Below are 24,709 nucleotides of genomic sequence, written 5' to 3'. Positions count from 1 at the left end.
CCTTTCTGGCCGTCCCGCCAGCATCACGACTTCGACCGAGTGTGTTGTCGCGCGTGTAGTTCCGCGCAGGCCCCTCTCCCCCGCTGACCCCTTACGTCGAAGTCAGCCGCCGGTACCGATTACCGGCCAAGGCCCGCGCATCGCACGTCCTTTTCGGCGTTCCCCCGCGCGAAAGAGCTGAGCCCCATGACGAACCCTGTCCGTACGCTGTCCACCCCCGCCGCCGGCACCGCCGCCGGCACCGCCGCCGGCATCCCGGTCCAGCGCCAGCGCCTGCGGGCCGTCGCCCCGGACGAGGTGCCCCCGGTCGCCGACCTGCTGCACCCCGGTGCCACCTGGCTGCCCGCCCCGCAGCACACCCTGCCGTCCCTGCCCGGCCAGCCGCCGATGGTCGGTTACCTCGTCCTCGTGCCCGCCGAGCAGCAGCCCGGCGCGGACGGCGCGGCGCCCGCCGGCCACGGGGACGCGCTGGTGAGCATCGACCCCGAGCAGCGCACCGCCCGGATCGCCGGGCGGCCGCTGGACCTGACCTACCTGGAGTTCGAGCTGCTGGCCCACCTGGTGGCGCACCCCCACCGGGTGCACACCCGCGACCAGTTGGTGACCACGGTGTGGGGCTACGGACACGTGGGCGACGGGCGCACCGTCGACGTCCACGTCGCGCGGCTGCGCCGCAAGATGGGCGCCGAGCACCGCAAGTCGATCGTGACCGTGCGCCGCGTCGGCTACAAGTACGCGCCCCCGTCCGGCCTCTGAACCGGCCCGGTCGCCCGGGGCGGAGGTCAGCCGGCCAACGGCAGCATTGACAGACAGTTGCCGGCCAAGGCGCCCAGGGCCCGAATGGCCATTCCGAGGGGCTGAGTGACGACAAGCAGCATGATGTCTCCCGGGGTTGGCTGTCCGTACGGCACCGGGACCGGTGACGCGCGAGGTGATTGCCCCGCGCCGCCCGGGCCTACGCGGCGGAGCCCCGAACAGGTGGCGAGGAAACGTTCGCACCGGCCACGGCCGTCCGGCCTGTGGTAGAGGGCGCCGCCCGGGGGTGTTGCCAGGTACACCCCCGGGCCACGGGCTACGCCCAATGACCCGGACCGGGCCGGTCCCGCAGACTGGGGGCAGGCCCGGGGGGAACGGCTCCCGGCAGGCACGACACGACCGGGAGAACCGCACCATGAGGATCCGTACCGCACTGCAGGCCACCGCGAGGTCCCTGTGGCTCGCGCTCTGGGGGCTGGTCTCCTCGATCCTGCTGTTCACCCTCGCCGTCTGCTCCATCGCCCTCATCCCGGCGGGCGTCGGCGTCCTCACCGCGCCCTACGCCCTCAAGGCCGTGCGGCACTACGCCAACCAGCGCCGGCTGTACGCCATGGAGTGGTCCGGCGTCTCCATCCCCGTCCCCTACCGGCCGCTGCCGGAGCGCGGCGGGCTCATGGGGCACGTCGAGCGGCTCGCGGCCCTGCTGAAGGACAAGGCGACCTGGCGCGACCTCCAGTGGCTGCTGGTGGACATGACCGCGGGCTTCACGCTCTCGATCCTGCCGCCCGTCCTCTTCCTCTACTTCCCGTGGGGCATCGTGCTGGCCTGCGGCGTGTGGAAGCCGATCGTCGAGGCGGGCGGCAACGAGTGGTTCGCGTTCATCCATATCACCGGCCAGACCAGCGCCAACCTCGCGGCCGGCCTGGGCGCGGTGTTCGCCGTCCTCGGCTTCTTCACCGCCCGGCCCCTGCTGCGCGCCAACTTCACCCTCGCCCGGCAGCTGCTCCACCCCGACCACGAGCGCGAGCTCGAACTGCGCGTCCAGCGGCTGACGGAGACCCGGGAGGACGCGGTCGACCACTCGGCCGCCGAACTGCGCCGCATCGAGCGGGACCTGCACGACGGCGCCCAGGCCCGCCTCGTCGCCATGGGCATGAGCCTGGGCACCATCGAGGCGCTGATCGAGAGGGACCCGGCGCAGGCCAAGCGGCTGCTGGCCGCCGCCCGCGCCGACTCCGCCGAGGCCCTGACCGAACTGCGGGACCTGGTGCGCGGCATCCACCCGCCGGTCCTCGCCGAGCGCGGGCTGGGGGACGCGGTCCGGGCGCTGGCGCTGCGCATGCCGCTGCCGGTCGAGGTGACGGTGGACCTGCCGGGCCGCGCCGCCGAACCGGTCGAGTCCGCCGCCTACTTCGCGGTCAGCGAGGTGCTCACCAACGCCGTCAAGCACGCGGAGGCCACCCGCGTCCGGGTGGACGTGTACCACGCGGACGGGATGCTGCGCGTCGCCGTCACCGACGACGGGCGCGGCGGCGCGGACACCTCGCGGGGCACGGGCCTGCTGGGCATCGAGCGGCGGCTGGGCGCCTTCGACGGGGTGCTGGCGATCAGCAGCCCGGCGGGCGGGCCGACCCTCGTCACCGTCGAGATCCCGTGTGCCCTGGCCGCGTCCGCCGCCGGATGAGAGGGTCGGGGCCATGAGCGACATTTCTCCCCTGGTCGGCCTCCTCGGGCTGGAACCGCACCCCGAGGGCGGGTGGTACCGGCAGACGTGGCGGACGTCCGGCAACGCGGTCCCGGACGGCTACCCGGGGCCGCGGGCGTACGCGACCGGCATCCACTTCCTGCTGCACCCCGGCGAGCGCTCCCGCTGGCACCGGGTGCGCTCCGACGAGCTGTGGCTGTGGCACCGCGGCAGCCGGCTGCGGCTGCGCCTGGGCGGCAGCGGCGGCGCGCCGGACGAGGCGGGGGCCCGGGAGCTGGTCCTCGGCCCGGGCGTCGAGGACGGCGACCGTCCCCAGCTGCTGGTCCCCGGCGGTGCCTGGCAGGACGCCGAACCGCTGGGCGAAGAGCCGGTGTTGGTGAGCTGCGTGGTGGCCCCCGGCTTCGACTTCGCGGACTTCACCATGGTCTGAAGCTCGGTCCGGGGCATGGCCTGGGGGCCTGGGGCATGGCCTGGGATATGGCCTGGGGCGGAGCCCGCCCGGCCCCCGGGGACAATGGGAGCGCCGGGCCCGCGGGGGGCGCGGCCCTTCCTCACCCTGGAGTCCCACGTTGCGTGTCGTCCTTGCCGAAGACCTGTTCCTGCTGCGCGACGGGCTGGTCCGGCTGCTCGAGGCGTACGACTTCGAGGTCGTCGCGGCCGTGGAGAGCGGTCCCGAGCTCAGCCGGGCGCTGGCCGAGCTGAAGCCGGACGTCGCGGTGGTGGACGTACGGCTGCCCCCGTCCTTCACCGACGAGGGCCTGCAGTGCGCCCTGGCCGCCCGGCGGGCCACCCCGGGGCTGCCCGTGCTGGTGCTCTCCCAGCACGTGGAGCAGCTCTACGCTCAGGAGCTGCTGGCCGACGGCAGCGGCGGCGTCGGCTACCTGCTCAAGGACCGGGTCTTCGACGCCGAGCAGTTCGTCGACGCCGTCCGCCGCGTGGCGGGCGGCGGCACGGCGATGGACCCGCAGGTCATCTCGCAGCTGCTGTCGCGGCGTTCGCAGGACGCGCCGATGGCCCGGCTCACCCCGCGCGAGCGGGAGGTCATCGAGCTGATGGCGGAGGGCCGTTCCAACGCGGCCATCGCGGACCGGCTCGTCGTCACCGAACGGGCCGTGGCCAAGCACACCTCCAACATCTTCGCCAAGCTGGGCCTCGCGCCCTCCGACGACGACAACCGCCGGGTGCTGGCCGTCCTCGCCTATCTCGACCGCGGTTGATGTCCCGGCCGTGGCTGACGGGAAGACGTCATCGGGCTGGCGGGGTCCGGGCGGGCGGCCGATGATGGCCCGATGACCACCGAACTCCCGCCCCGGTTCGCCCCGTTCTACGTCGGCGGCGTCCAGCTCGGCGCCCTCGCGGCGCGGCACCTGCTGTCCCCGGCCCGCCGCGCCCGGCTCCTGCGCCGCTGTTCGACCAATGTGGACAACCTGCGCGCCGGGCGCTGGGACACCCTGGTCACCAGCGCCCTGGTCGTCGAGGCGCCCATGGATCTGGGGTACGCGCTGCTGTTGCTCGCCGTGCTCGGGTACACGGAGTACGCGTACGGCGCGTGGTGGGCGGCGGGCGCCTTCGCCTGGGGGCACGCGGGCGCCTCGCTGATCGTCTACGGCGGTCTGCGCGCCGTACGGGCCGGGCAGCGCACCCGGTCCGCGACCGACGTCGGCACCAGTTACGGCTTCAACTCCGTCGCGGGCTTCCTCGCCGCGGGTCTGCCCGCCGGCCGGCCGCGCATCGCGGCCCGCTCGGCGCTGCTCGCCCTGGCCGTCCGCCCGCTGGTCACCCGCCGCCCCGGCTTCACGGACGCGGGGCACCTGATCGCCCTGCTCCTCGGGCTGGGCCTGGGATCTCTGCGCCGACGGACCCTCGCCCACGGGTGACGTCGCGGCCTCGGCTACCGTTCTCCACAATAAAAGTGGAAAGCGGAAAAACCCCCGAGAGCTTGCCAAACCCCGAGAGCTTGCCAAAAGCCGACAGCCACGGGCCGACAAGGGAGAAGCGCGCAATGCCGGAGTTCGACGCCTCGACCATCATCAACCTCCGCGACCTCGGCGGCATCGCGCTCGCCGGCAACTCCGCCGTCCGCCCCGGGCTGCTGCTGCGCTCCGGGCAGCTCGACCGGCACGACCCCGCGGCCGACCCGGCCGTCGCCGCGCTCGGCATCCGCACCGTGGTGGACCTGCGCGGCGAGCACGAGCGCCGCGAGCGCCCGGGCCGGCTGCCGAAGGGGGCCCGGCTGATCGTCGCGGACGTCCTGGCCGACGGCGCGACGCCGGGCGGCGAACCGGTGCCCGCGAGCCTCGACTCGATCCTCGGCAGCCCGGCCGCCGCCGAGGAACGCCTCGGCGGGGGCAAGGCGCAGAAGCTGATGTGCGAGTCCTACCGGGCGTTCGTCACCTCCGACGCCGCGTGCCGCGCCTACGGCCGGCTGCTGACCACCCTGGCCGAACCCGACTGCGGCCCCCTGCTCTTCCACTGCACCGCGGGCAAGGACCGCACCGGCTGGGCCGCCACCGTCCTGTTGCTGCTCCTCGGCGCGGACGAGGCGACCGCCGAGGCGGAGTACCTGGCGGTGGCCCCCGCCGTACGGGCCGCCTTCGCACCGGTCGTCGACCGCTTCACCGCCGCCGGCGGCGACCGGGCCATCGCCGACGCGCTCTTCGGCGTGCGCCCGGCGTATCTGGCGGCCGCCCTGGAGGAGATGCGGCGGACGCACGGGTCCGTGACGGGGTACGTCCGCGTCGGACTGGGCGTGCCGGACGCGGCGGTGAACCGGATCAGGGCGCGCTACGTGGCGTGATCGCCGGCGCCGGACGCCCTGACGGGTGGAGGTGACCATCGCACCATTCACTCGTTCTACGGACGTGGAGCAGCAAGCAACAGCCCCCCGCCCGCGCGCCGTCGCCACCGAAGGCGCCATCGACATCGACCGGGCCGAGGCCGCGCTCATCGAGCACTATCCCCGCCTCGTCCGCCTCGGCTACCTCGTGCTCCCCCCGGTCCTCGGCCGCCACCGCCGCGTCCTGACCGCCCACGCCCTCGTCCAGCGCGCGCTGCCGCGCACCCGGCCCGGGGCCGGGGAGCCCGTTCCGGCCGGCGACTCCGGCTACGCCTACGTCCGCCTGCGCGTGCTGCGCGCGGCCCTCGACGCGGCCCGTCCGCGCACCCGGTTCGCCCTGCCGAAGGCGGGCCAACTGCCGCCGCTGCTCCCGCAGATGTGGGGCCTGCGGCTGTTCCCCCGCTCCGGGGGAGCCGACGAGCTCGCCCTGGACCAGGCCCTCGGCCGGCTCTCCGCCCCCGCCCGGGCCGCCTTCGTACTGCGCGCCGTGGAGCTGGGCGCCGACCGCGAGGTGCGCGCGCTGCTGGAGGACGCCGGGGTGGACGACCCGGGCGCGGCCATCGCCGAGGCGACGGCGGTCCGCGTCCCGCCCGGTTCCCGCGAGGGCACGCTCCTCAACTCCGTGGAATTCGACCCCTGTTCGCTCCAGGCCAGACCCACGGACCTCATGCAGCGCCGCCGCCGTACGCGCGCGGCCGCGATCGGCGTCGCCGCGACGGCCGTGTGCGGGGCGCTGCTCCTGGCCTTCACCGGCGGCGGCCCCGACAGCGCCGCCGCCCCTCCGTACGCGCGCAACGCCGCGGCCGAACAGGCCCTGGACCCCGGTCTGTTGACGCGCGCCGAGCCCGACTCGTGGAAGCGCGCCGACCGTCCCGGCTTCGCGTCCTGGCCGGCGCGCGGCGAACGGGCCGACGACGAGCCGCTGCTGCGCCGGGCGTTGACCGTCTGGGCCCGCCCGGGCGGCGCGGTGCACGTGACCGCCACCCCCGGCACCCCCGCCGGTCCCGCCGCCGGACCGGCCCAGCTCCTCTACGCGGGCGACGTCGACTCCGCCGCGGTCGTCCTCCTGTACGACGGTCTGCGCGTCGTCCGCTACGCCGAGGCGCGGTCGGGCGACGGCTCGGGGGCGGCCGCGCTGGACTTCGCGCGGGCGGACGCGGCCGACACCGACACGGCGACGGCCGTCGTCCTCGGCCGCACCGACGGCAACGTCCGCTATCTGACGGCCCCTTGGGTCGCCTCGGCCGCCGTGCGCGACCTGCTCGCGCCGGGGCAGGCCGCGCGGCCGCTGCGGCGGGACGCCGACGGGGTGACCGACCCCGTGGCGGGCCCCGCGGCGGCGGGCGACTGCCGGACCTGGCCGGCCCTCCAGCTGGGCCCGCGCCTGGCGACGGACCTGGGCGAACTGCTCCCGGCGCGCCTGACGTCCGGCGCTCCGGGCGCGGTCGGCGCCCCTTCCGCCCAGTGGTCCCACACCGCCTGTCAGCTCCAGCCCCTGCACTCCCAGGGCGTGCGGTCCGTCAACCTCTGGCACTTCGCGCACCAGCAACTCCCGGGCGTGGCCGGGACGGCCGACTGGTACTGCACCCGCGCCGAGACCTGGCGCGGCGCCGGCAGTCACGTCCTCGCCCAGTTCCAGGCCCCCGCGGCCCGGGCCGCCGCCCAGGCCGCGGTGGTCGGCCGCGCCGAGGACTCCCCCGCGTGCGGCGTCCGTTCCCCGCACGCCCTGGCGGGCGGCCTGTGGCGCTCCGCGAGCGGGGCGTGGTACGCGCTGGCCGCGGGCAGCGAGGACGTGGCGTCGATCGCGGCGACGGGCGGGGTGAAGGGGGCCGACGAAGGGCCGACGGCCTTCTGGCCCGCGCCGGCGGGCGCCCGGGCCGAGTTGAGTGGCCGATTGAAGGACGGTGCGCGGGTGACGCCACTGCGGTGAGCCTCCTCGCGGGCGACCGCTTAGGATGCCCGCATGACCACCGCGACACGGAACCGGCGCCGCATGGACGTGGCGCGGCGACGCGAGCAACTGATCGCCGTGGCCCTCGACCTGTTCAGCCGGCGCCCGCCCGAACACGTCTCGCTCGACGACATCGCGACCGCCGCCGGTATCTCGCGCCCGCTCGTCTACCACTACTTCGCGGGCAAGCAGAGCCTCTACGAGGCCGTACTGCACCGCGCCGCCGACGACTTGGCGGGGCTCTTCGCGGAGCGCCGCCAAGTCCCGCCGGGGACGGTCTTGTTGGGCGTCATCGCCCGTTTCTTCGACTTCGCGGAGGAGGACGCCGCCGGGTACGCCGTCCTGCTGCGGGGCAGCCCCGACCTCACCGGCCGCGTCCGCGAGGCCGCGTACGCCCAGCTCCTCGACCAGCTGGCCGTCGGCGTTCCCGGCCCCCGCCTGGAGGTCGCCCTGCGTGCCTGGATCTCCCTGACGGAGACGACGTCCCGCCTGTGGCGGGGCGGCACCGGCATCCCCCGCGCCGAGATGGAGTCCCAACTCGTCCACGCGTTCGTGGCGATGACGGCGGCGAGCGCGGCACACGACGCCGACATGGCGGCGGTGCTGCGGCGGATCCTGGCGGAGGAGCCGGAGGACGGGCCGTTCGGCGGCGCGGTGAGCGCGCTGGCGACGCTCTGAGCCCGGGAGCCGCTGTCCGCACGGCGACCGTGCCTGGGCGCGGTCAGCGCGGTGAGCACGCTCGCGACCCTGTGACCGGCCCTGTGACCGCCCCCGTGACCGATCCTGTGGCGAGCAGGGCCAGCGCCGTGTCCGGGGCGACGGTCGCCGTGAACCGCCCGTCGGGGCCGACGCGCACCCGCCGTCCGCTCTGCACGTCGCAATGCTCGCCGGCCGGCAGTGACGTGGCGAACTCCCGGGTGAGGGGCGTCCGTCCGTGGTTGAGGACGACGTGGCCCCGGTCGCCGCGCCCGAAGGCCACGGCGTCGGCGCCGTCGTCCCACCAGTGGGTGACGGGCGCGTCACGCACGGCGTTCCGGAACGCGACCATGCGGGCGATCTCGGGCCATCGGTGCTGGCAGGTCCAGCCGTCCTGCCAACAGGCCCGTACCGTCCCGCCGCCGGGCGGTCCCGCGTTGCGGTCGTCGAAGTCGTAGCCGGAGTGGACGTCCGGTGAGCCGTACGGCCAGGCGAGCAGGAAGACATTGGCCAGCGTGTAGGCGGCACCGGACTTCCGGCTGAGGGTGCTGCCGTCCCGCTCGGTGTCCCAGTTGTCGACGAAGACGGAGGCCCGGCGGCCGGGCAGATAGCCCCGCCCCTCGCCGAAGTCCCGCAGCTCCGCGAGGTGTCCGGGCTCCAGCGCGCGCCGCAGGTCGCGGGCGTAGCGGAACTCCTGTACGTCACCGGTGTCCAGATACTCCTCGGGGCGGACCGCCTCGCCCGCGCCGAAGATGACCTCCTGCTTCCAGTACGCCCCGGGACGGGCGGTCCGCGCCTTGACCGCCGCGAGGTCGGTGCTCGCGATGTGCTTCGCGCCGTCGACGCGGAAGCCGTCGGCGCCCAGTGCGAGCAGGTCGTCGAGGTAGCGGGCGAGGCGGTCGCGGACGTAGGGGCTGCCGGTGTCCAGGTCGGCCAGGCCGAGGAGTTCGCAGTTCTGGACGTCGTCGCGGTCGCGGTAGTCCGCGATCGGGCGGCGGCAGCGGTGGAAGTCGGCGTCCCGGTAGGTGCCCGGGTAGTCGTACTTGGTGTACGCCGAGCCCCCTGTACCGGTCCCCGACCCGGCGCTCATGTGGTTGACCACGGCGTCCACGACGACCTTGACCCCCACCCGGTGGCAGGCGGACGTCATCCGGGCGAAGGCCGCCCGGTCGCCGAGCCGTCCGGCGATCCGGTAGCCGACGGGCTGGTAGGAGGTCCACCACTGCGGGCCCGCGATGTGCTCCTGGGGCGGCGAGACCTGCACGTAGCCGTAGCCGGCGGGCCCGAGGGCGGTGGCGCACTCCCGGGCCACGGAGTCGTAGCGCCACTGGAACAGCACGGCGGTGACGTCCCGTTGCCCCGGCGGAGCGGCCGCCGCCCGCGGGGACGCCCACAGAAGGCAGCCCGCCAGCAGCAACAGAACGGCCGGCAGGGCACGGCGTGCGGCTCGGTACATATCACCACCCCCACAAGGCCCTTGCGGATGCCGGGCACCGGCGCAGTGCCCGAGACCGTACGTGCCCCTGCTGTGACGGTCAACCCCGGCCGCAACTCCGCGCAAGGTCCTTAACAGGGGAGGAAACGCACGGGAGGAAACGACGGCAACCTCTTGCAACCTCTTTCGCAAGAGATTGCAGCCTGTTAGCTTCCTCCTCAGCTCAGGGCCGCCCCACCCCCGGACCGGCCCTCGTGACGAGGAGATCCCTGTGCGAAGAGGCATATCGATCATCGCCGCCGTCGGCGCGCTCGCGCTGACCGCGACCGCCTGCGGCGGCAGCGGTGGAGGCGACGGCGGCAGCGGCGAGAAGGCCGCCACGGACCCGGGCTCGGTCAGCGGCAGCATCACCTGGTGGGACACCTCGGACGCCACCAACGAGGCCCCGGTCTTCAGGAAGCTCGTGAAGGACTTCGAGGCCAAGTACCCGAAGATCAAGGTGAATTACGTCAACGTCCCCTTCGACCAGGCGCAGCAGAAGTTCAAGACCTCCGCCTCCACCGGCAAGGGCGCGCCCGACGTGCTGCGGGCGGACGTCGGATGGACGCCGGGCTTCGCGCAGCTCGGCTATCTCAAGGATCTCGGCGGTACCCCGGCCCTGCAGCAGCCCCGGGACTTCCTCCAAGGGCCGCTGAAGAACGCCGCGTACGAGGGGAAGACGTACGGGGTCCCGCAGGTCACGGACACCCTCGGGCTGCTCTACAACAAGGAGCTCCTGCGGAAGGCGGGCGTCGGCGAACCGCCCACGACCTGGCAGGAGGTCAAGGACGTCGCGCGGAAGGTCAAGGAGAAGACGGGGGCGGGCGGCATCGGGCTGAGCCCGGACAGCTACTACTCCCTCCCGTTCCTCTACGGCGAGAAGAGCGACATGCTCGACGTGCCGGGGAAGCGGATCACCATTGCCGACGCCGCGTCCCGCAAGGGGATCGAGACCGCCGTCGACCTGGTCAGGTCCGGCGCGGCGCCGAAGCCGGCCGGGACGGACGGCTACAACGCGCTGAAGACCGACTTCAAGAGCGGGAAGCTGGCGATGCTGCTGGACGGCCCGTGGGCGACCAAGGAGGTCTTCGGCGGCGAGGCGTTCCGCAAGCGGGAGAACCTGGGCATCACCCGGGTCCCGGCAGGCTCGACCGGGGTCGCGGGGGCCCCGGTGGGCGGCCACAGCCTCGTCGTCTACGCGGGCTCGGGGAACTTCGACGCGTCGTACCTCTTCACCCGGTTCATGGCGGACGGCGAGCGGCAGCGCGAGGTGTCCCTCGCGCTCGGGCTGCTGCCGACGCGTACGTCCGCCTATACGAAGGACGTTCTGGCCGATCCGGTGCGCAAGTCGTTCCACGACGCGCTGGCGACCGCGCACCCGCGCCCGCAGATCCCGCAGGGCGGTGACCTGTTCACGGTCTGGCTCCAGCACTACACGCGGATCCTGACGCTGAAGGAGGAGCCGCGGGAGGGGCTGGACGCCACCGCGAAGGAGTGGAAGTCCGCGCTCCTCAAGGACTACGCGGTCGCGTCATGACGATGACGCTGCGCCGTTCGTTGAGCACCCACTGGTACGCGTGGGCGATGGTGCTGCCGGTGGTCGTCGTCCTGGCCGTGCTCGTCGGCTATCCGCTGGGCAAGGGCGTCTACCTGTCGTTCACCGACGCCAACGAGGCCAACTCGGCCCGCACGATAGGCGTCAACCACATCCCGTCGACGTACTCCTTCGTCGGCCTGGACAACTACTGGCGCGTGCTCTCCGGCCAGGAGGGCAACTTCTACGGCCGGCTGGGCTGGACGGTGGTGTGGACGGCCTCGTGCGTCGTCCTGCACTACGCGCTCGGCCTGGGGCTGGCGCTGCTGCTCAACCGGCCGATGCGGCTGCGCGGGCTGTACCGCGTGCTGCTGATCCTGCCGTGGGCGGTGCCCGCGTTCGTCGGCGCCTTCTCCTGGCGGCTGATGTTCAACGAGAAGTACGGGGTGCTCAACGCGGTGCTCGACCGGCTGGGCGTGGGCGCCCTCGACTGGCTCGGCGACAGCACCCTGCAGAAGGCGGCGGCCGTCGCCGTCAACGTGTGGATGGGCGTCCCGTTCATGATGGTGGCGCTCCTCGGCGGGCTCCAGGCCATCCCGGCGGAGCTGCACGAGGCCGCCGAGATCGACGGCGCCTCGCCCTGGCAGCGCTTCCGGCACGTGACGCTGCCGGGCCTGCGGGCGGTGAGCGGGACGGTGGTCCTGCTGGGCACCATCTGGACGTTCAACATGTTCCAGGTCATCTACCTGCTGATCGGGCAGGGCGCGAGCTCGGAGAGCGAGATCCTGGTGACGTACGCCTACCGGCTGGCCTTCCAGGGCATCCGCGACTACGCGGGCTCGGCGACGTACGGGATCCTGATCCTCTCGCTGCTGCTGGTGTTCGCCACGTTCTACCGCCGGATGCTGGCGCGGCAGGAGGTGGCGGTGCGATGAAGTCCCGTACGCGCGGGGCGTCGGTGGCGTTGCACGCCACGTTGGCCGTGGCGTCGCTGACCGCCCTCTTCCCCGTCCTGTACGTCGTCCTCGTCTCGCTGCACGGGCGCGACGGCTGGCAGGAGCCGACGCGGATCGGGGGGCTCGGCCTCTCCAACTACCGTTACGTGCTGGGGGACACCGCGTTCCTGACGTGGTTCGGCAACTCGGCCGTCGTCGCGCTGGGGGCGACCCTGCTGGGCGTGTTCGTCTCGGCCAGCGCCGGGTACGCGGTCTCGCGGCTGCGCTTCCCCGGCCACCGGCCGCTGATGTGGACCTTCCTGGTCGCGCAGATGTTCCCGATGGCGGTGCTGATCGTGCCGCTGTACACGATCCTCGGGCAGCTGGGCCTGCTCGACTCGCACGTAGGGCTGATCGTCACCTACTGCTCGGTCTCGGTGCCGTTCTGCGCCTGGATGCTCAAGGGCTACTTCGACACGATCCCGGCGGAGATCGACGAGGCGGGGCGGGTGGACGGGCTGACCCCGTTCGGGACGTTCTGGCGGCTGATACTGCCGCTGGCCCGGCCGGGGCTGGCGGTGACGGGGTTCTACTCGTTCATCACGGCGTGGGGCGAAGTGGCGTTCGCCAGTCAGTTCATGAGCAGTGAGGAGCACTACACGTTGGCCGTGGGACTGCAGACGTTCGTGGGGCAGCAGAAGGCGGAGTGGGGATTGATGACGGCTGCGGCCGTGCTCATCACCGTGCCGGCGGGGGCGGTGTTCTTCCTGGCGCAGCGCCATCTGATATCCGGCCTGACGGCCGGGGGGACGAAGGGGTAGCCCGCCCCCAGGGGGTTCCGCGCTTCGCGCGGGATTCTGCCCCGGCCCGCCCTTTCACCGTTTCTCGCCGCGCTCCGCGCGGGTGCAACGCGGCTTCGCCGCGTTGGTCCTCAAACGCCGGACGGGCTGAAGTGCGCTCCCGAGCAGGGAAATCAGCCCGTCCGGCGCTTGAGGACAACCGCGCGGAGCGCGGTTGCGGGGCCCGGGGCGGAGCCCCGGAAGAAACGGTGAAAGGGCGGGTCCGGGGCACAAAACCCCACCCACCGACCCGCACGCGAATCAGAACCCGAACCCACCACAAGGACCCACATGACCCAGAACCTCACCGCCACCACCAACGCCCCCAACCCCCCGTCCGGCCGGGACACCTGGTGGCGCCACGCCGTCATCTACCAGATCTACATCCGCTCCTTCGCCGACAGCGACGGCGACGGCATCGGCGACCTCCGCGGCGCCCGCACCCGCCTCCCGTACCTCGCCGAGCTCGGCGTGGACGCCGTCTGGCTCACGCCGTTCTACGCCTCGCCGCAGGCGGACGGCGGGTACGACGTCGCGGACTACCGCGCCGTCGACCCGCTGTTCGGCGACCTCCAGGACGCCGACGACCTCGTCCGCGAGGCCCACCGCCTCGGTCTGCGCGTCATCGTCGACATCGTGCCGAACCACACGTCCGACCGGCACGCCTGGTTCCGCGCGGCGCTCGCCGGGCGCCCCGGCGACGAGGCCCGCGCCCGCTACCACTTCCGTCCCGGCCGCGGGACGCACGGCGAACTGCCGCCGAACGACTGGGAGTCCGTCTTCGGCGGACCGGCGTGGACACGCGCGGACGACGGCGAGTGGTACCTCCACCTCTTCGCCCCGGAGCAGCCCGACCTGAACTGGGAGAACCCGGAGGTCGCCGCCGAGTTCGAGTCCATCCTCCGCTTCTGGCTGGACCTCGGCGTGGACGGCTTCCGCATCGATGTCGCGCACGGCATGGTCAAGGCCCCCGGACTGCCCGACATCGGGCGAAAGGAACAGGCCAAACTCATCGGCGCCCAGGTCCTGCCGTTCTTCGACCAGGACGGCGTGCACGCCATCCACCGCTCCTGGCGGCGGCTGCTGGACTCCTACGACGGCGGCCGGATCGGCGTCGCCGAGGCGTGGGCGCCGACCGCCGAGCGGCTCGCCCTGTACGTCCGCCCGGACGAGCTGCACCAAGCGTTCAACTTCCACTTCCTGACGTGCCCTTGGGACGCGGCGGCGATGCGCGCGGTCATCGACGCGTCGCTGGCGTCCACCGGCTCGGTCGGCGCACCGGCCACCTGGGTACTGTCCAACCACGACGTGGTACGGCACGTCACCCGCTACGGCGGCGGCGAGCGCGGCGCCCGCCGGGCCAGGGCGGCCGCGCTGCTGATGCTGGCGCTGCCGGGTTCGGCGTACGTCTACCAGGGCGAGGAGCTGGGACTGCCGGAGGTCGTGGACCTGCCGGACGCGGTGCGCCAGGACCCGGCGTTCTTCCGGGGGGACGGCCAGGACGGCACGCGGGACGGCTGCCGGGTGCCGATCCCGTGGGAGGGCGACGAGGCGCCGTACGGCTTCGGCCCGACCGAGGGCCCGGCCGGCAGCTGGCTGCCGCAGCCCGGCCGGTGGCGTGAACTGTCGGTCGCGGCCCAGTCCGGCGACCCGCGCTCGACGCTGGAGCTCTACCGCTCCGCGCTCGCGTTGCGCCGGCGCCTGCCGGGGCTCGGCGACGGGCCTATGTCCTGGCGCGCGGAGGACGTGCCCGAGGGCGTACTCGCCTTCTCCCGGCCGGGGTTCGAGTGCACCCTCAACACCCTCGGCGAAGAAGTGGAACTGACCGTTCCGGGGCGGCCGGTGCTCGCCACCGCCCCGCTGGAGTTCACCGGCGGCGCCGTACGGCTGCCCGCCGAGACCTGCGTCTGGTGGGAAGTCTGAAGTGGGACCGGTACAGTCACCTCCCGTGACCGCACGGCTGGCCGACATCGCAGCCCAGGCGGGTGTCAGCGAAGCAACCGTCAGCCGCGTCCTCAACGGCAAGCCGGGGGTGGCCGCGTCCACCCGCCAGTCCGTGCTGGCCGCGCTCGATGTGCTCGGCTACGAACGGCCGGTGCGGCTGCGGCGGCGCAGCGCGGGCCTCGTGGGGCTGATCACGCCCGAGCTGGAGAACCCCATATTCCCCGCCTTCGCCCAGGTGATAGGGCAGGCGCTGACCCGCCAGGGCTATACGCCCGTCCTGGCCACGCAGACCCCCGGCGGCTCCACCGAGGACGAGCTCACCGAGATGCTCGTGGAGCGCGGCGTCGCCGGCATCATCTTCGTCTCCGGCCTGCACGCGGATACCTCCGCCGACATGCAGCGCTACGAGCGGCTGCGCGCGCAGGGCGTGCCGTTCGTCCTCGTCAACGGCTTCTCCTCGAAGGTGCGGGCCCCCTTCGTCTCCCCCGACGACCGGGCCGCGATGCGGCTCGCCGTCACCCATTTGGCGGAGCTGGGCCACCGCAGGATCGGACTGGCCCTGGGCCCGCGGCGGTACGTCCCCGTCCAGCGGAAGATCGAGGGTTTCCTGGCCGGAATGAGGGACCAGCTCGGCGTGGACGCGGACGACGCACAGGAGTTGATCGAGCACTCCCTGTTCACCCTGGAGGGTGGTCAGGCGGCGGCCTCCGCGCTCCTGGAACGCGGCTGCACGGCCGTCGTCTGCGCCAGCGACATGATGGCGCTGGGCGCCGTCCGGGCGGTCCGCAGGGCGGGCCTGGAGGTGCCGAGGGACGTCTCCGTGGTGGGTTTCGACGACTCCCCGCTCATAGCGTTCACCGACCCCCCGCTGACCACGGTCCGCCAGCCCGTGCGGCCCATGGGGCAGGCGGCGGTGCGGGCACTGCTGGAGGAGATCGGCGGGACGCCCGCGCCGCACAGCGAGTTCGTCTTTCTGCCCGAGCTGGTCGTACGGGGCTCCACCGGGGCGGCGGCCGTTACGCATCAGGCCGAAAGCCGCCAGGACCCGCCTCGGGATTGATCTGCGCTCCTCCGGTCTCTGGCACACTGTGGGCCTATGGGTGAAGCGACAGCAAGGACCCTGGAAGGCCGTACGGCCGCCCCGCCGCCCAGCGGGGAAGCGGACAGGCCGCCTGCGGACCGTCGCCCGTCGCTGCGCGGAACGCGCTCCCCCCGCAGGCCCCGGATCTGGTTCGAAGTGCTGCTGATCGCGATCAGCTACTGGACGTACTCGCTGGTGCGCAACGCCGTTCCGGAGCAGAAGGAACAGGCGCTGCGCAACGCGGACTGGATCTGGAGCGCGGAGCGGGCCTTGCACATCGCCGTCGAGGACACGGTCAACCGGGCCGTCAATTCGGTGACCTGGCTCGTCGTGGGGATGAACTACTACTACGCGACGCTCCACTTCGTGCTGACGATCGGGGTGCTGGTGTGGCTGTACCGCCGGCACCCCGGGCGGTACGCCGCCGCCCGCCTGGTCCTCTTCACCACGACGGGCGTCGCCCTGCTCGGCTACTACCTGTTCCCGCTCGCGCCGCCGCGGTTGACGTCCGGCGGCGGTTTCGTCGACACGGTCGTCGTCCACCACACATGGGGCTCGATGGCGTCCGGCAATCTCGCGGATGTCTCCAACCAGTACGCGGCGATGCCGTCGATGCACATCGGGTGGTCGGTGTGGTGCGGGGTGATGATCGCGGTGTTGGGGCGGTGGGGGTGGGTGCGGGTGTTGGGGGCGTTGTATCCCGCAGCGACGCTTGTCGTCATCGTGTCGACGGCCAACCACTTCTGGTTGGACGCGGTGGGTGGGGTGTTGTGCCTGGGGTTCGGGTTCGGGCTGTCGTATGTGTGGTACGGCGCGTTTCCGTACCGCTTGGCGAGGGAGGTACCGGCCGTCGGCCGGTAGGGGTTTCTCCCCGCCCCGCCCTTTCACCGTTTCTTCGCGCTCCGCGCGGGTGTCCTCAAACGCCGGACGGGCTGAAATAGCCCGTCCGGCGTTTGAGGACAATGCGGCGAAGCCGCATTGCACCCCGCGCGCAGCGCGGCGAGAAACGGTGAAAGGGCGGGTCCGGGGCACAAACCCCCTACGCGCCATAGAAGCGCTGCTCCACCACCCCCCGAGCCCTCCGCGTAACCCGCCGGTAGTCGTCCAACATGTCCCCGACATGCCCGGGCCCATACCCCAGATACCGCCCCACCGCGGCCAACTCCCGCGCGTCCCCGGGAAAGGAATCCCCCGGCCGCCCCCGCACCAGCATCACCGCGTTGCGCACACTCGTCGCCATCACCCACGCCTCGTCCAGGATCCGCGCCTCGTCCGCCGGCAGCAGGCCCGCCGCGCTCACCGCGGCCAGCGCCTCCCGCGTGCGCGTCGTGCGCAGGGCGGGCTCGGCACCACCGTGCCGCAACTGCAACAGCTGCACGGTCCATTCCACGTCCGACAGCCCGCCCCGGCCCAGCTTGGTGTGGAGCGTGCGGTCCGCGCCGCGCGGGAGGCGTTCCGTCTCCATGCGGGCCTTCAGGCGGCGGATCTCGCGCACGGCGTCCTCGGCGAGGCCCTCCGCCGGGTACCGCAGCGGGTCGATGAGTTCGACGAAGCGGCGGCCGAGTTCCTCGTCGCCGGCGACCGGCTCGGCCCGCAGCAGCGCCTGGCTCTCCCACACCAGCGACCAACGGCGGTAGTACGCCGCGTAGGAGGCGAGGCTGCGCACCAGCGGGCCCGACCGGCCCTCCGGCCGCAGGTCGGCGTCGATGGGCAACGGCGGGTCGGTGGTGGGGAGTTGGAGGAGCCGGCGCATCTCGTTGGCGACGGCGAAGGCCGCCTTGGACGCCTCCTCCTCGCCGACGCCCTCGCGCGGCTCGTGCACGAACAGGACGTCGGCGTCGGATCCGTAACCCTGTTCGTGGCCGCCGAAGCGGCCCATGCCGATGACGGCGAAGCGGGTGGGCAGCGTGTCGCCCCACTGCGCCCGGACGGCGGCGCGCAACGCGCCCGCCAGGGCAGCGGCGTTGAGGTCGGAGACGGCCCGGCCGACGGTCTCGCAGCGGCCGCCGCGCGGGCCGGTGCCGTGCCCGCCGTTGACAGTCGCCCCGGCGCCCGAACCGGCGCGCCCGTAGGCGCCGATGATGTCCGCGGCGGCGGTACGGAACAGCTCGCGGCGCCGCACCCCGCGCACCGCGACGATCGCGGCCTCCGCGTCATCGGCGCGGCCGACGGCGGCGAGCGTCTCCTGCTCCAGGACGTCGCGTTCGCGCGGGCGCAGCCCCTCGGAGGCGCCGAGGAGAGCGACCGCCTCGGGGGCGCGCAGCAGCAGGTCGGGGGCGAGCCGCCCGGCGGAGAGCACCCGGGCGAGGTTTTCGGCGGCGGCGCCCTCGTCCCGCAGCAGCCGCAGGTACCAGGGTGTTTTGCCCAACGCGTCGGAGACCTTGTGGAAGTTGAGCAGTCCGGCGTCGGGATCGGCGGAATCGGCGAACCAGCCCAGCAGCACGGGCAGCAGCGTACGCTGAATCGCCGCCTTCCGGGTCACTCCCGAGGCAAGCGCCTCCAGATGGCGCAGCGCGGCGGCCGGGTCCGCGTAGCCGAGGGCCTCCAGGCGCTGTCCGGCGGCCTTGGGGCTGAGCCGGATCTCGCCGGGTTCGAGCTGGGCGACGGCGTCCAGCAGCGGGCGGTAGAAGAGCTTTTCGTGCAGCCGGCGCACCTCGCGGGCGTGCCGCCGCCACTCTCGGTCGAGTTCGGCGACCGGTTCGCCGCGGAAGCCCAGCGAGCGGCCCAGCCGGCGCAGCCCGGCCTCGTCCTCGGGCACCAGGTGGGTGCGGCGCAGCCGGTGGAGCTGGATGCGGTGTTCCATGGCGCGCAGGAAGCGGTAGGCGGCGTCGAGGGCGGCGGCGTCGGCGCGGCCGACGTAGCCGCCGGCGGCGAGCGCGGCGAGCGCCTCCAGGGTGCTGCCGCTGCGCAGCGTCGCGTCGCTGCGGCCGTGCACCAGTTGCAGGAGCTGGACGGCGAACTCGACGTCGCGCAGGCCGCCCGGGCCGAGCTTGAGTTCGCGGTCGACGCGGTCGGCGGGGATGGAGGCGATGACGCGGCGGCGCATCTGCTGGACGTCGGGGACGAAGTTGTCGCGCTCGGCGGCCTGCCACACCAGCGGGGAGACGGCGTCCACGTAGCGCTTGCCGAGCCCCGGGTCGCCGGCCACCGGGCGGGCCTTGAGCAGGGCCTGGAACTCCCAGGTCTTGGCCCAGCGCTGGTAGTAGGCGAGGTGGCTGTTCAGCGTCCGTACCAGCGGCCCGTTGCGGCCCTCGGGGCGGAGGTTGGCGTCGACGGGCCAGATGGTGCCCTCGGGGGTGGCGTCGGAGCAGACGCGCATCATCCGGGAGGCGAGCCTGGTCGCGGCCTGGAGGGCGGGGCCCTCGGCGGTGCCGCCGCGCGCCTCGGCGACGAAGATGACGTCCACGTCGGAGACGTAATTGAGCTCGTGGCCGCCGCACTTGCCCATGCCGATGACGGCGAGCCGGCAGGCGGCGGCGTCGTCCGGGTGCTCCTCCTCGGCGATCCCCAGTGCCGCGCGCAGCGTCGCGGTGGCCAGGTCGGCGAGTTCGGCGGCGGTCTGGGCGACGTCGACGGCGCCGGTGACGTCCCGGGCGGCGATGGTGAGCAGGCAGCGGCGGTAGGCGGCGCGCAGCGCGTTGGACGGGGCGAGCCCCTGCTCCCGTCCGGCCGCGGCGCCCTGGGCCAGGGCTCGTTCGAAGGCGGCGGTGTCCGGGTGGAGATCGCCGGTCTCGAAGGCGTCGAGCGCGTGCCAGTCGCCGGGGTGGCGGGCGAGGTGGTCGCCGAGCGCCTCGGAGGCGCCGAGCACCCCGAGCAGCCGGTCGCGCAGCGGCTTGGCGGCGGCGAGGGTGTCCAGCAGCGTCCGGGCGTCGTCGCCCGCCGCTTCGACGAGCCGGACGAGCCCGCCGAGCGCCAGGTCGGGATCGGCGGTGGCGCCGAGCGCGTCGAGGAGCACGGGATCGTCCCGCACGGCCGTCAGCCCGTCCGCCTCCAGCAGCCTCCCGGCGACGGCGGGATCGGTGAACCCGTGCCGCACCAGCCGGCTGAAGGTGCTGCTCCTGCGTCCCGGCACCATCGTCCCGCCGCCTCCAGCCTGACCATTTCGATCAAGTTCCCGGCGTCCCAGACTATGCGCCGCGGCGCTTCTACGGATACCGGGGCAGACCCTCCGTGGAGATCGTCCACTCGCCGATCGTGACGTCCTCGCCGTAGACGAAATCCTTGCGGACGGCGTACCGGGGGCCGGAGGGGGTTTGGTGGATCTCGGAGAGGACGGCCCCCTCGCCCTTGCGGGGATCGAAGATCACGTAGACCGGGATGCCGAGCAAGGGGTAGTCCCGCATCTTGCCGACCCAGTCGTTGTCGGGGTTGGAGCGGGAGACGACCTCGATGGCGGCGAGGAGGGTGCGCGGGTCGAAGGAACCTTCGCCCTCCATGTCCCGCTCGGCCATGACGATGACATCGGGACGGCGCAGCACGCCCTCGTCCACGTCCTCGACATCCGGCGCCCCCGCGTGGGCGAGCAGGCCGTCCGGCATAACCTGTTCCAGGCGGCGACCCACAAGGGCAGTCGTCATCGCATGTGGCCCCACAGGCGATCTCAGGTCGTGGACGAGCCCTTCCTTCGTGATCTCCAGCCTGCCGGGCACGCCGTCCTCGATCCGCTCGATCGTGTCGCGCAGTCCGCGGTAATGGGAGGAGCTGAGCCCTGGGCTGTCCAGAACGGTCACCATGGCGCCCGATCCTCCCACTTCCACCGGCCTGCCGTCGGCAGCGTCACAACACCGGCAGCATCTTCCGCAGTTCGAAGGCCGTGACCTCGCTGCGGTACTCCTCCCACTCCTGCTTCTTGTTCCTGAGGAAGAAGTCGAAGACGTGCTCGCCGAGCGTCTCGGCGACCAGTTCGCTGCGCTCCATGAGTTCGATGGCCTCGCCGAGGTTCTGTGGGAGGGGGGCGATGCCCATCGCGCGGCGTTCGGCGTCGGAGAGAGCCCAGACGTCGTCGTCGGCGCCGGGCGGGAGTTCGTAGCCCTCCTCGATGCCCTTGAGGCCGGCGGCCAGGAGGACGGCGTAGGTCAGGTACGGGTTGGCGCCGGAGTCGATGGAGCGGACCTCGACGCGGGTGGAGCCGGTCTTGCCGGGCTTGTACATGGGGACGCGGATGAGGGCGGAGCGGTTGTTGTGGCCCCAGCAGATGTACGCGGGGGCCTCGCCGCCGGAGCCGGCGGTGCGGCCGGAGCCGCCCCAGATGCGCTTGTAGGAGTTGACCCACTGGTTGGTGACGGCGGAGATCTCGCCCGCGTGCCGCAGCAGTCCGGCGATGAAGGACTTGCCGACCTTGGAGAGCTGGTACTCGGCGCCCGACTCGTGGAACGCGTTGCGGTCGCCCTCGAAGAGGGAGAGGTGGGTGTGCATCCCGGAGCCGGGGTACTCGGAGAACGGCTTCGGCATGAAGGTGGCCTGCACGCCCTGTTCCAGCGCGACCTGCTTCATGATCAGCCGGAAGGTCATGATGTTGTCGGCGGTGGAGAGCGCGTCGGCGTAGCGCAGGTCGATCTCCTGCTGGCCGGGCGCGCCCTCGTGGTGGCTGAACTCGACCGAGATGCCCATGGATTCGAGCATGGTGATCGCCTGGCGGCGGAAGTCCATGCCGACGCCGGTCGGGGTGTGATCGAAGTAGCCGGAGGAGTCGGCGGGCACCGGGCGGGTGCCGTCCACCGGCTTGTCCTTGAGGAGGAAGAACTCGATCTCGGGGTGGGTGTAGAAGGTGAACCCGAGGTCGGAGGTCTTGGCGAGGATGCGCTTGAGGACGTAGCGCGGGTCGGCGTACGAGGGCGAGCCGTCCGGCATCAGGATGTCGCAGAACATCCGGGCGGTGCCGGGGGCCTCGGCGCGCCAGGGCAAGATCTGGAACGTCCCCGGATCCGGCTTGGCGATCATGTCGGATTCGTACACACGGGCGAATCCCTCGATCGCGGACCCATCGAAGCCGATGCCCTCGTCGAAGGCCTGCTCCAGCTCGGCCGGGGCGACGGCGACCGACTTCAGATAGCCGAGCACGTCCGTGAACCACAGCCGCACGAAGCGGATGTCGCGCTCTTCGAGGGTGCGGAGCACGAACTCCTGCTGCTTATCCATAGCTACCTATCCTCGCTGGTCAGGCCGTCCGTTCCCGGCCGCGGGGCAGGCCGGGGGCATCAGCATCCCACCACACGATTTCGGACGCGTTGCGCACGGGCATCCGAACGACGCACGCCCGGGGTGGGCTCCCCGGCGTCCTCGCCCCCATCCTGCCCGCCGGGGCGCATCGCGCACCGGCCTTCATTGTGGGCACCTACTCCATTGTGAAGCGTCGCCCCGGCGGCCGCAGGACCCGCCCCGGTCGCAGGACCCGCCCCGGACTACCCGACGAGCTCCGCGCGCTCCGTCTCGGCGAGGATCGCCGCCAGCCCGGTGCGGCTCTCCTGGAGCCCGGCGATCCTCTCGTCCATCCCGCGCAGCTGGTCCCGGAGCCGGTCGCCCACGCACGGGTGGACGAACAGCCCGTCCCCCTCGACGCACGGCAGCACCTCGCGGATCACCCGCGTGGGCAGCCCCGCGTCCAGCAGCCTGCGGATGCGGCGGACGGCCGGCGGGGCGTCCGCCCCGTAGGAACGGTGACCGCCGGACGTCCGCTCCGGGACGAGCAGCCCCTGCTCCTCGTAGTAGCGCAGCAGCCGGACGCTCACACCCGTGCGCTCCGCGAGCTCCCCGATCCTCAACGTGATCCCCCTCACACCTACTTGAAGCTCACACCCATGTGAGCTCCTAGCGTCCTCTCCATGAACGACGCACTTGCCGAAACTCTTGAAACCCAGACTACTTTCGCCCTCGGCGGCGACCTGACCGTCCGCCGGATCGGCTACGGCACGATGCGGCTCACCGGCGCCCCGGAGGACCGGCGCGGCACGACCGCCACGATCTGGCGCACCGCCCGCGACATGAACGACCGGGACGAGCTGATCGACCGGCTGCGCCGCGCGGTCGAGCTGGGCGTCGACCTGATCGACACGGCGGACGCCTACGCGCTCGGCGGCGGCGAGGAGTTGATCGCCGAGGCGCTCCACCCGTACGAGGGGTCGGTCACCGTCGTCACCAAGGTCGGCGTGGCCCGTCCGTCCCCCACCGAGTGGGTCCCCCTCGGCCACCCGGCCTACCTGCGCCAGCAGGCCGAACTGAGCCTGCGCCGGCTGGGCGTCGAGCGCCTGGACCTGCTCCAGCTGCACCGCGTCGACCCCGCGTACCCGCTGGCCGACCAGGTCGGCGCCCTCAAGCAGCTCCAGGACGAGGGCAAAGTCCGTCACATCGGACTTTCCGAGGTCACGGTCGAGCAGATCGAGGATGCGTCCCGCATCGCCCCGATCAGCAGCGTGCAGAACCTCTACAACCTGAGCAACCGCGCGAGCGAGGCGGTCGTGGACCACACCGCCGAGCACGGTATCGCGTTCCTCCCGTACTTCCCGGTCTCCCTCGACGACGCCCACGCCGGACCGCTGGCCGCCGTGGCGGACGAGGTCGGCGCGACCCCGTCCCAGACGGCGCTGGCCTGGCTGCTGCACCGCTCCCCCACGGTGATCCCCATCCCGGGCACGGCCTCGGCGACGCACCTCGCGGAGAACGCGGCGGCGCTCGACGTCCGCCTCACGGCGGCCCAGTTCGCGAAGCTGTCGGAGCTGTCATGAGCAACCCGTTCAACCTCCGAGTGATCGAGGAATTCCGCGCCAACGGGGGCGTGGTAAGCGGGGACTTCGCGGGTACGGAGCTGCTCCTGCTCACCACGGTCGGCGCGCGCAGCGGCGAGGCGCGCACCACGCCCCTGGTGTACCTCCGCCACCACGACGGCCGCCTGGCCGTCTTCGCCCTCAACGGCGGCGACCCGGCCGCCCCCGCCTGGTACCACAACCTCCGCGCGCACCCGGACCGCCTCACCGCCGAGGTGGGCGGCGGGGCGTACCGGGTGCTGGCCGAGGAGGTCGCCGACGAGGGGGAGTACGAGGAGCTGTGGCGCCGGCAGATCGCGGTAGAGCCGAAGTTCGCGGACTTCCGGGCACGGGCGGGGCGCCGGGTGCCGGTGATCCTGCTGCGTCAGGAGGTCCCTACTGCGGCCGCGAGCGCGGGCAGTACGCCCATGGTGTGGGCGACGCGCAGCCCATCCATGTAGTCCCGGGCGTGGGTGATCAGACCGTCGCGCACGCGGAGGACGAGGAGGCCGGGGAAGGAGAACTCCTGCCCGGTGGGGGCGAGGGTCCCGTGGACGATGTGCTCGACGGTGATCACCTCGCCGTCGGCGCTCACGTGGACGGCGACCTCCTCCACCCGCTGCGGCCGGGCAGGGCTGGGCCCCCAGATCGCCCGGCACCCCTCGCGGATCGCCTCGCGCCCCTCGAAGCGCTCGGGCATCCCGGGGAAGAAGAACGGGTACTCGTGCACGCCGTCGGGGGCGTAGAGCTCGGCCAGGTCGTCGGCGGACTTGGAGAGGACGGCGCGGTGGTAGCGGTCGAGTATCGCGGGCGTCTCGGACATGGGGTCCATTCCTTCGCGGGCGACTATGTCAAGTCCCTTTCGGGCCAATCGCCTTGGTGGCTGGGTGATCACACTCTACGGAGGGGGCGGGCCGCTGACCATGGCCGTCGCGCACCAATCAGCCCGTCCGGCGTTTGAGGACAACCGCGTGGAGCGCGGTTGCGGGGGCCGGGGGCGGAGCCCCGAACCAGCCCGTCCGGCGCTTGAGGACGAACGCGGCGCAGCCGCGTTGCGGGGGTGCAGGGGGCGGAGCCCCCGCCCACCGCGCGGAGCGCGGTGCCGGGCCGAGGGGCGGCGCCCCGGAAGAAACGGTGAAAGGGCGGGGCCGGGGCACAACCCCCCCCCCCCCCCCCCCCCCCCCCCCCCCCGCCCGCAAATAACCCCCCCCGCCCCCCC

General features: G+C 72.9%; 22 protein-coding genes. 16 read left to right on the top strand and 6 right to left on the bottom strand.

Features of this window, described 5'->3' with window-relative positions; translation table 11 throughout:
* Positions 1-186: 186 nt before the first annotated feature.
* The 8 genes from I5Q34_RS04230 (at position 187) to I5Q34_RS04195 (ending at position 7,926) form a co-directional block, all read left to right on the top strand.
* The gene (locus I5Q34_RS04230; protein ID WP_199890693.1) at positions 187-756 is read left to right on the top strand and encodes a winged helix-turn-helix domain-containing protein; all 570 of its coding nucleotides are present in this window, start codon (positions 187-189) and stop codon (positions 754-756) included.
* A gap of 415 nt (positions 757-1,171) precedes the next feature.
* The gene (locus I5Q34_RS04225; protein ID WP_199890692.1) at positions 1,172-2,440 is read left to right on the top strand and encodes a sensor domain-containing protein; all 1,269 of its coding nucleotides are present in this window, start codon (positions 1,172-1,174) and stop codon (positions 2,438-2,440) included.
* Positions 2,441-2,453: 13 nt separating this feature from the next.
* Positions 2,454-2,891, top strand: coding sequence for a cupin domain-containing protein (locus I5Q34_RS04220; protein ID WP_199890691.1), 438 nt, complete (start codon positions 2,454-2,456; stop codon positions 2,889-2,891).
* A 139-nt stretch (positions 2,892-3,030) separates the two neighbouring features.
* Entirely contained in the window at positions 3,031-3,678 is a 648-nt protein-coding gene (locus tag I5Q34_RS04215) for a response regulator transcription factor (protein WP_199890690.1), read from the top strand.
* A gap of 72 nt (positions 3,679-3,750) precedes the next feature.
* On the top strand, positions 3,751-4,338 hold the full coding sequence (locus I5Q34_RS04210; protein ID WP_199890689.1) for a rhomboid-like protein: 588 nt from the start codon (positions 3,751-3,753) through the stop codon (positions 4,336-4,338).
* 125 nt (positions 4,339-4,463) lie between these two features.
* A complete protein-coding gene (locus tag I5Q34_RS04205) occupies positions 4,464-5,258 on the top strand; it encodes a tyrosine-protein phosphatase (RefSeq protein ID WP_199890688.1) in 795 nt (264 codons plus the stop codon).
* 64 nt (positions 5,259-5,322) lie between these two features.
* Positions 5,323-7,227 (top strand): hypothetical protein, encoded by a 1,905-nt coding sequence (locus I5Q34_RS04200; RefSeq protein ID WP_199890687.1) that lies wholly within the window; start codon positions 5,323-5,325, stop codon positions 7,225-7,227.
* Between the two features lie 33 nt (positions 7,228-7,260).
* Positions 7,261-7,926, top strand: a complete 666-nt coding sequence (locus I5Q34_RS04195; RefSeq protein WP_199890686.1) for a TetR/AcrR family transcriptional regulator — start codon at positions 7,261-7,263, stop codon at positions 7,924-7,926.
* Positions 7,927-7,969: 43 nt separating this feature from the next.
* Here the strand turns inward: I5Q34_RS04195 and I5Q34_RS04190 are convergent, their stop codons facing one another.
* A complete protein-coding gene (locus tag I5Q34_RS04190; protein WP_199890685.1) occupies positions 7,970-9,400 on the bottom strand; it encodes an alpha-amylase family protein in 1,431 nt (476 codons plus the stop codon).
* Between the two features lie 250 nt (positions 9,401-9,650).
* Between I5Q34_RS04190 and I5Q34_RS04185 the strand changes: the two genes are divergently transcribed.
* The 6 genes from I5Q34_RS04185 (at position 9,651) to I5Q34_RS04160 (ending at position 16,612) form a co-directional block, all read left to right on the top strand.
* Entirely contained in the window at positions 9,651-10,955 is a 1,305-nt protein-coding gene (locus tag I5Q34_RS04185) for an extracellular solute-binding protein (protein ID WP_199890684.1), read from the top strand.
* Entirely contained in the window at positions 10,952-11,887 is a 936-nt protein-coding gene (locus I5Q34_RS04180; RefSeq protein WP_199890683.1) for a carbohydrate ABC transporter permease, read from the top strand. Before I5Q34_RS04185 ends, I5Q34_RS04180 begins: the two co-directional genes overlap by 4 nt.
* A complete protein-coding gene (locus I5Q34_RS04175) occupies positions 11,884-12,708 on the top strand; it encodes a sugar ABC transporter permease (protein WP_199890682.1) in 825 nt (274 codons plus the stop codon). The genes I5Q34_RS04180 and I5Q34_RS04175 overlap by 4 nt, the downstream gene beginning before the upstream one ends.
* A 309-nt stretch (positions 12,709-13,017) precedes the next feature.
* Positions 13,018-14,649 carry a glycoside hydrolase family 13 protein gene (locus I5Q34_RS04170; protein WP_199890681.1) on the top strand — a complete coding sequence of 544 codons (1,632 nt, stop codon included), beginning with the start codon at positions 13,018-13,020 and terminating at the stop codon, positions 14,647-14,649.
* Between the two features lie 25 nt (positions 14,650-14,674).
* Entirely contained in the window at positions 14,675-15,730 is a 1,056-nt protein-coding gene (locus I5Q34_RS04165) for a LacI family DNA-binding transcriptional regulator (RefSeq protein WP_199890680.1), read from the top strand.
* 36 nt (positions 15,731-15,766) lie between these two features.
* Complete coding sequence (locus I5Q34_RS04160; RefSeq protein WP_199890679.1) at positions 15,767-16,612, top strand: phosphatase PAP2 family protein; 846 nt, start codon at positions 15,767-15,769, stop codon at positions 16,610-16,612.
* Positions 16,613-16,790: 178 nt separating this feature from the next.
* Here the strand turns inward: I5Q34_RS04160 and I5Q34_RS04155 are convergent, their stop codons facing one another.
* From I5Q34_RS04155 to I5Q34_RS04140, 4 genes are all read right to left on the bottom strand, one after another.
* The gene (locus I5Q34_RS04155) at positions 16,791-19,826 is read right to left on the bottom strand and encodes a bifunctional [glutamine synthetase] adenylyltransferase/[glutamine synthetase]-adenylyl-L-tyrosine phosphorylase (RefSeq protein ID WP_199890678.1); all 3,036 of its coding nucleotides are present in this window, start codon (positions 19,824-19,826) and stop codon (positions 16,791-16,793) included.
* Between the two features lie 70 nt (positions 19,827-19,896).
* Entirely contained in the window at positions 19,897-20,484 is a 588-nt protein-coding gene (locus I5Q34_RS04150; RefSeq protein WP_199890677.1) for a Uma2 family endonuclease, read from the bottom strand.
* A gap of 43 nt (positions 20,485-20,527) precedes the next feature.
* Entirely contained in the window at positions 20,528-21,889 is a 1,362-nt protein-coding gene (glnA, locus tag I5Q34_RS04145) for a type I glutamate--ammonia ligase (RefSeq protein ID WP_199890676.1), read from the bottom strand.
* 263 nt (positions 21,890-22,152) lie between these two features.
* Positions 22,153-22,512, bottom strand: coding sequence for a MerR family transcriptional regulator (locus I5Q34_RS04140; protein ID WP_199890675.1), 360 nt, complete (start codon positions 22,510-22,512; stop codon positions 22,153-22,155).
* A 60-nt stretch (positions 22,513-22,572) separates the two neighbouring features.
* Between I5Q34_RS04140 and I5Q34_RS04135 the strand changes: the two genes are divergently transcribed.
* Both I5Q34_RS04135 and I5Q34_RS04130 read left to right on the top strand, forming a co-directional pair.
* Complete coding sequence (locus I5Q34_RS04135) at positions 22,573-23,472, top strand: aldo/keto reductase (RefSeq protein ID WP_199890674.1); 900 nt, start codon at positions 22,573-22,575, stop codon at positions 23,470-23,472.
* Positions 23,469-23,951 (top strand): nitroreductase/quinone reductase family protein, encoded by a 483-nt coding sequence (locus I5Q34_RS04130; RefSeq protein WP_199890673.1) that lies wholly within the window; start codon positions 23,469-23,471, stop codon positions 23,949-23,951. The genes I5Q34_RS04135 and I5Q34_RS04130 overlap by 4 nt, the downstream gene beginning before the upstream one ends.
* On the opposite strand, the gene I5Q34_RS04125 is transcribed toward I5Q34_RS04130, so the two are convergent.
* Positions 23,876-24,313, bottom strand: a complete 438-nt coding sequence (locus I5Q34_RS04125) for a nuclear transport factor 2 family protein (RefSeq protein ID WP_234428267.1) — start codon at positions 24,311-24,313, stop codon at positions 23,876-23,878. The two genes, I5Q34_RS04130 and I5Q34_RS04125, sit on opposite strands and share 76 nt — an antisense overlap.
* Positions 24,314-24,709 lie beyond the last annotated feature (396 nt).

It is taken from the genome of Streptomyces sp. AV19 (genome assembly GCF_015999245.1).
GTDB lineage: Bacteria > Actinomycetota > Actinomycetes > Streptomycetales > Streptomycetaceae > Streptomyces.
Note: the sequence above shows the minus strand (reverse complement) of the source record. Positions and strands in the feature narration are given on the sequence as shown.

What these genes read in the sequence shown, in the direction of transcription:
- I5Q34_RS04230 (WP_199890693.1), top strand. Translation starts at nt 187, where the DNA reads ATGACGAACCCTGTCCGTACGCTGTCCACCCCCGCCGCCGGCACCGCC.
- I5Q34_RS04225 (WP_199890692.1), top strand. Translation starts at nt 1,172, where the DNA reads ATGAGGATCCGTACCGCACTGCAGGCCACCGCGAGGTCCCTGTGGCTC.
- I5Q34_RS04220 (WP_199890691.1), top strand. Translation starts at nt 2,454, where the DNA reads ATGAGCGACATTTCTCCCCTGGTCGGCCTCCTCGGGCTGGAACCGCAC.
- I5Q34_RS04210 (WP_199890689.1), top strand. Translation starts at nt 3,751, where the DNA reads ATGACCACCGAACTCCCGCCCCGGTTCGCCCCGTTCTACGTCGGCGGC.
- I5Q34_RS04205 (WP_199890688.1), top strand. Translation starts at nt 4,464, where the DNA reads ATGCCGGAGTTCGACGCCTCGACCATCATCAACCTCCGCGACCTCGGC.
- I5Q34_RS04195 (WP_199890686.1), top strand. Translation starts at nt 7,261, where the DNA reads ATGACCACCGCGACACGGAACCGGCGCCGCATGGACGTGGCGCGGCGA.
- I5Q34_RS04190 (WP_199890685.1), bottom strand. Translation starts at nt 9,400, where the DNA reads ATGTACCGAGCCGCACGCCGTGCCCTGCCGGCCGTTCTGTTGCTGCTG.
- I5Q34_RS04180 (WP_199890683.1), top strand. Translation starts at nt 10,952, where the DNA reads ATGACGATGACGCTGCGCCGTTCGTTGAGCACCCACTGGTACGCGTGG.
- I5Q34_RS04175 (WP_199890682.1), top strand. Translation starts at nt 11,884, where the DNA reads ATGAAGTCCCGTACGCGCGGGGCGTCGGTGGCGTTGCACGCCACGTTG.
- I5Q34_RS04170 (WP_199890681.1), top strand. Translation starts at nt 13,018, where the DNA reads ATGACCCAGAACCTCACCGCCACCACCAACGCCCCCAACCCCCCGTCC.
- I5Q34_RS04160 (WP_199890679.1), top strand. Translation starts at nt 15,767, where the DNA reads ATGGGTGAAGCGACAGCAAGGACCCTGGAAGGCCGTACGGCCGCCCCG.
- I5Q34_RS04155 (WP_199890678.1), bottom strand. Translation starts at nt 19,826, where the DNA reads ATGGTGCCGGGACGCAGGAGCAGCACCTTCAGCCGGCTGGTGCGGCAC.
- I5Q34_RS04150 (WP_199890677.1), bottom strand. Translation starts at nt 20,484, where the DNA reads ATGGTGACCGTTCTGGACAGCCCAGGGCTCAGCTCCTCCCATTACCGC.
- glnA (WP_199890676.1), bottom strand. Translation starts at nt 21,889, where the DNA reads ATGGATAAGCAGCAGGAGTTCGTGCTCCGCACCCTCGAAGAGCGCGAC.
- I5Q34_RS04135 (WP_199890674.1), top strand. Translation starts at nt 22,573, where the DNA reads ATGAACGACGCACTTGCCGAAACTCTTGAAACCCAGACTACTTTCGCC.
- I5Q34_RS04130 (WP_199890673.1), top strand. Translation starts at nt 23,469, where the DNA reads ATGAGCAACCCGTTCAACCTCCGAGTGATCGAGGAATTCCGCGCCAAC.
- I5Q34_RS04125 (WP_234428267.1), bottom strand. Translation starts at nt 24,313, where the DNA reads ATGTCCGAGACGCCCGCGATACTCGACCGCTACCACCGCGCCGTCCTC.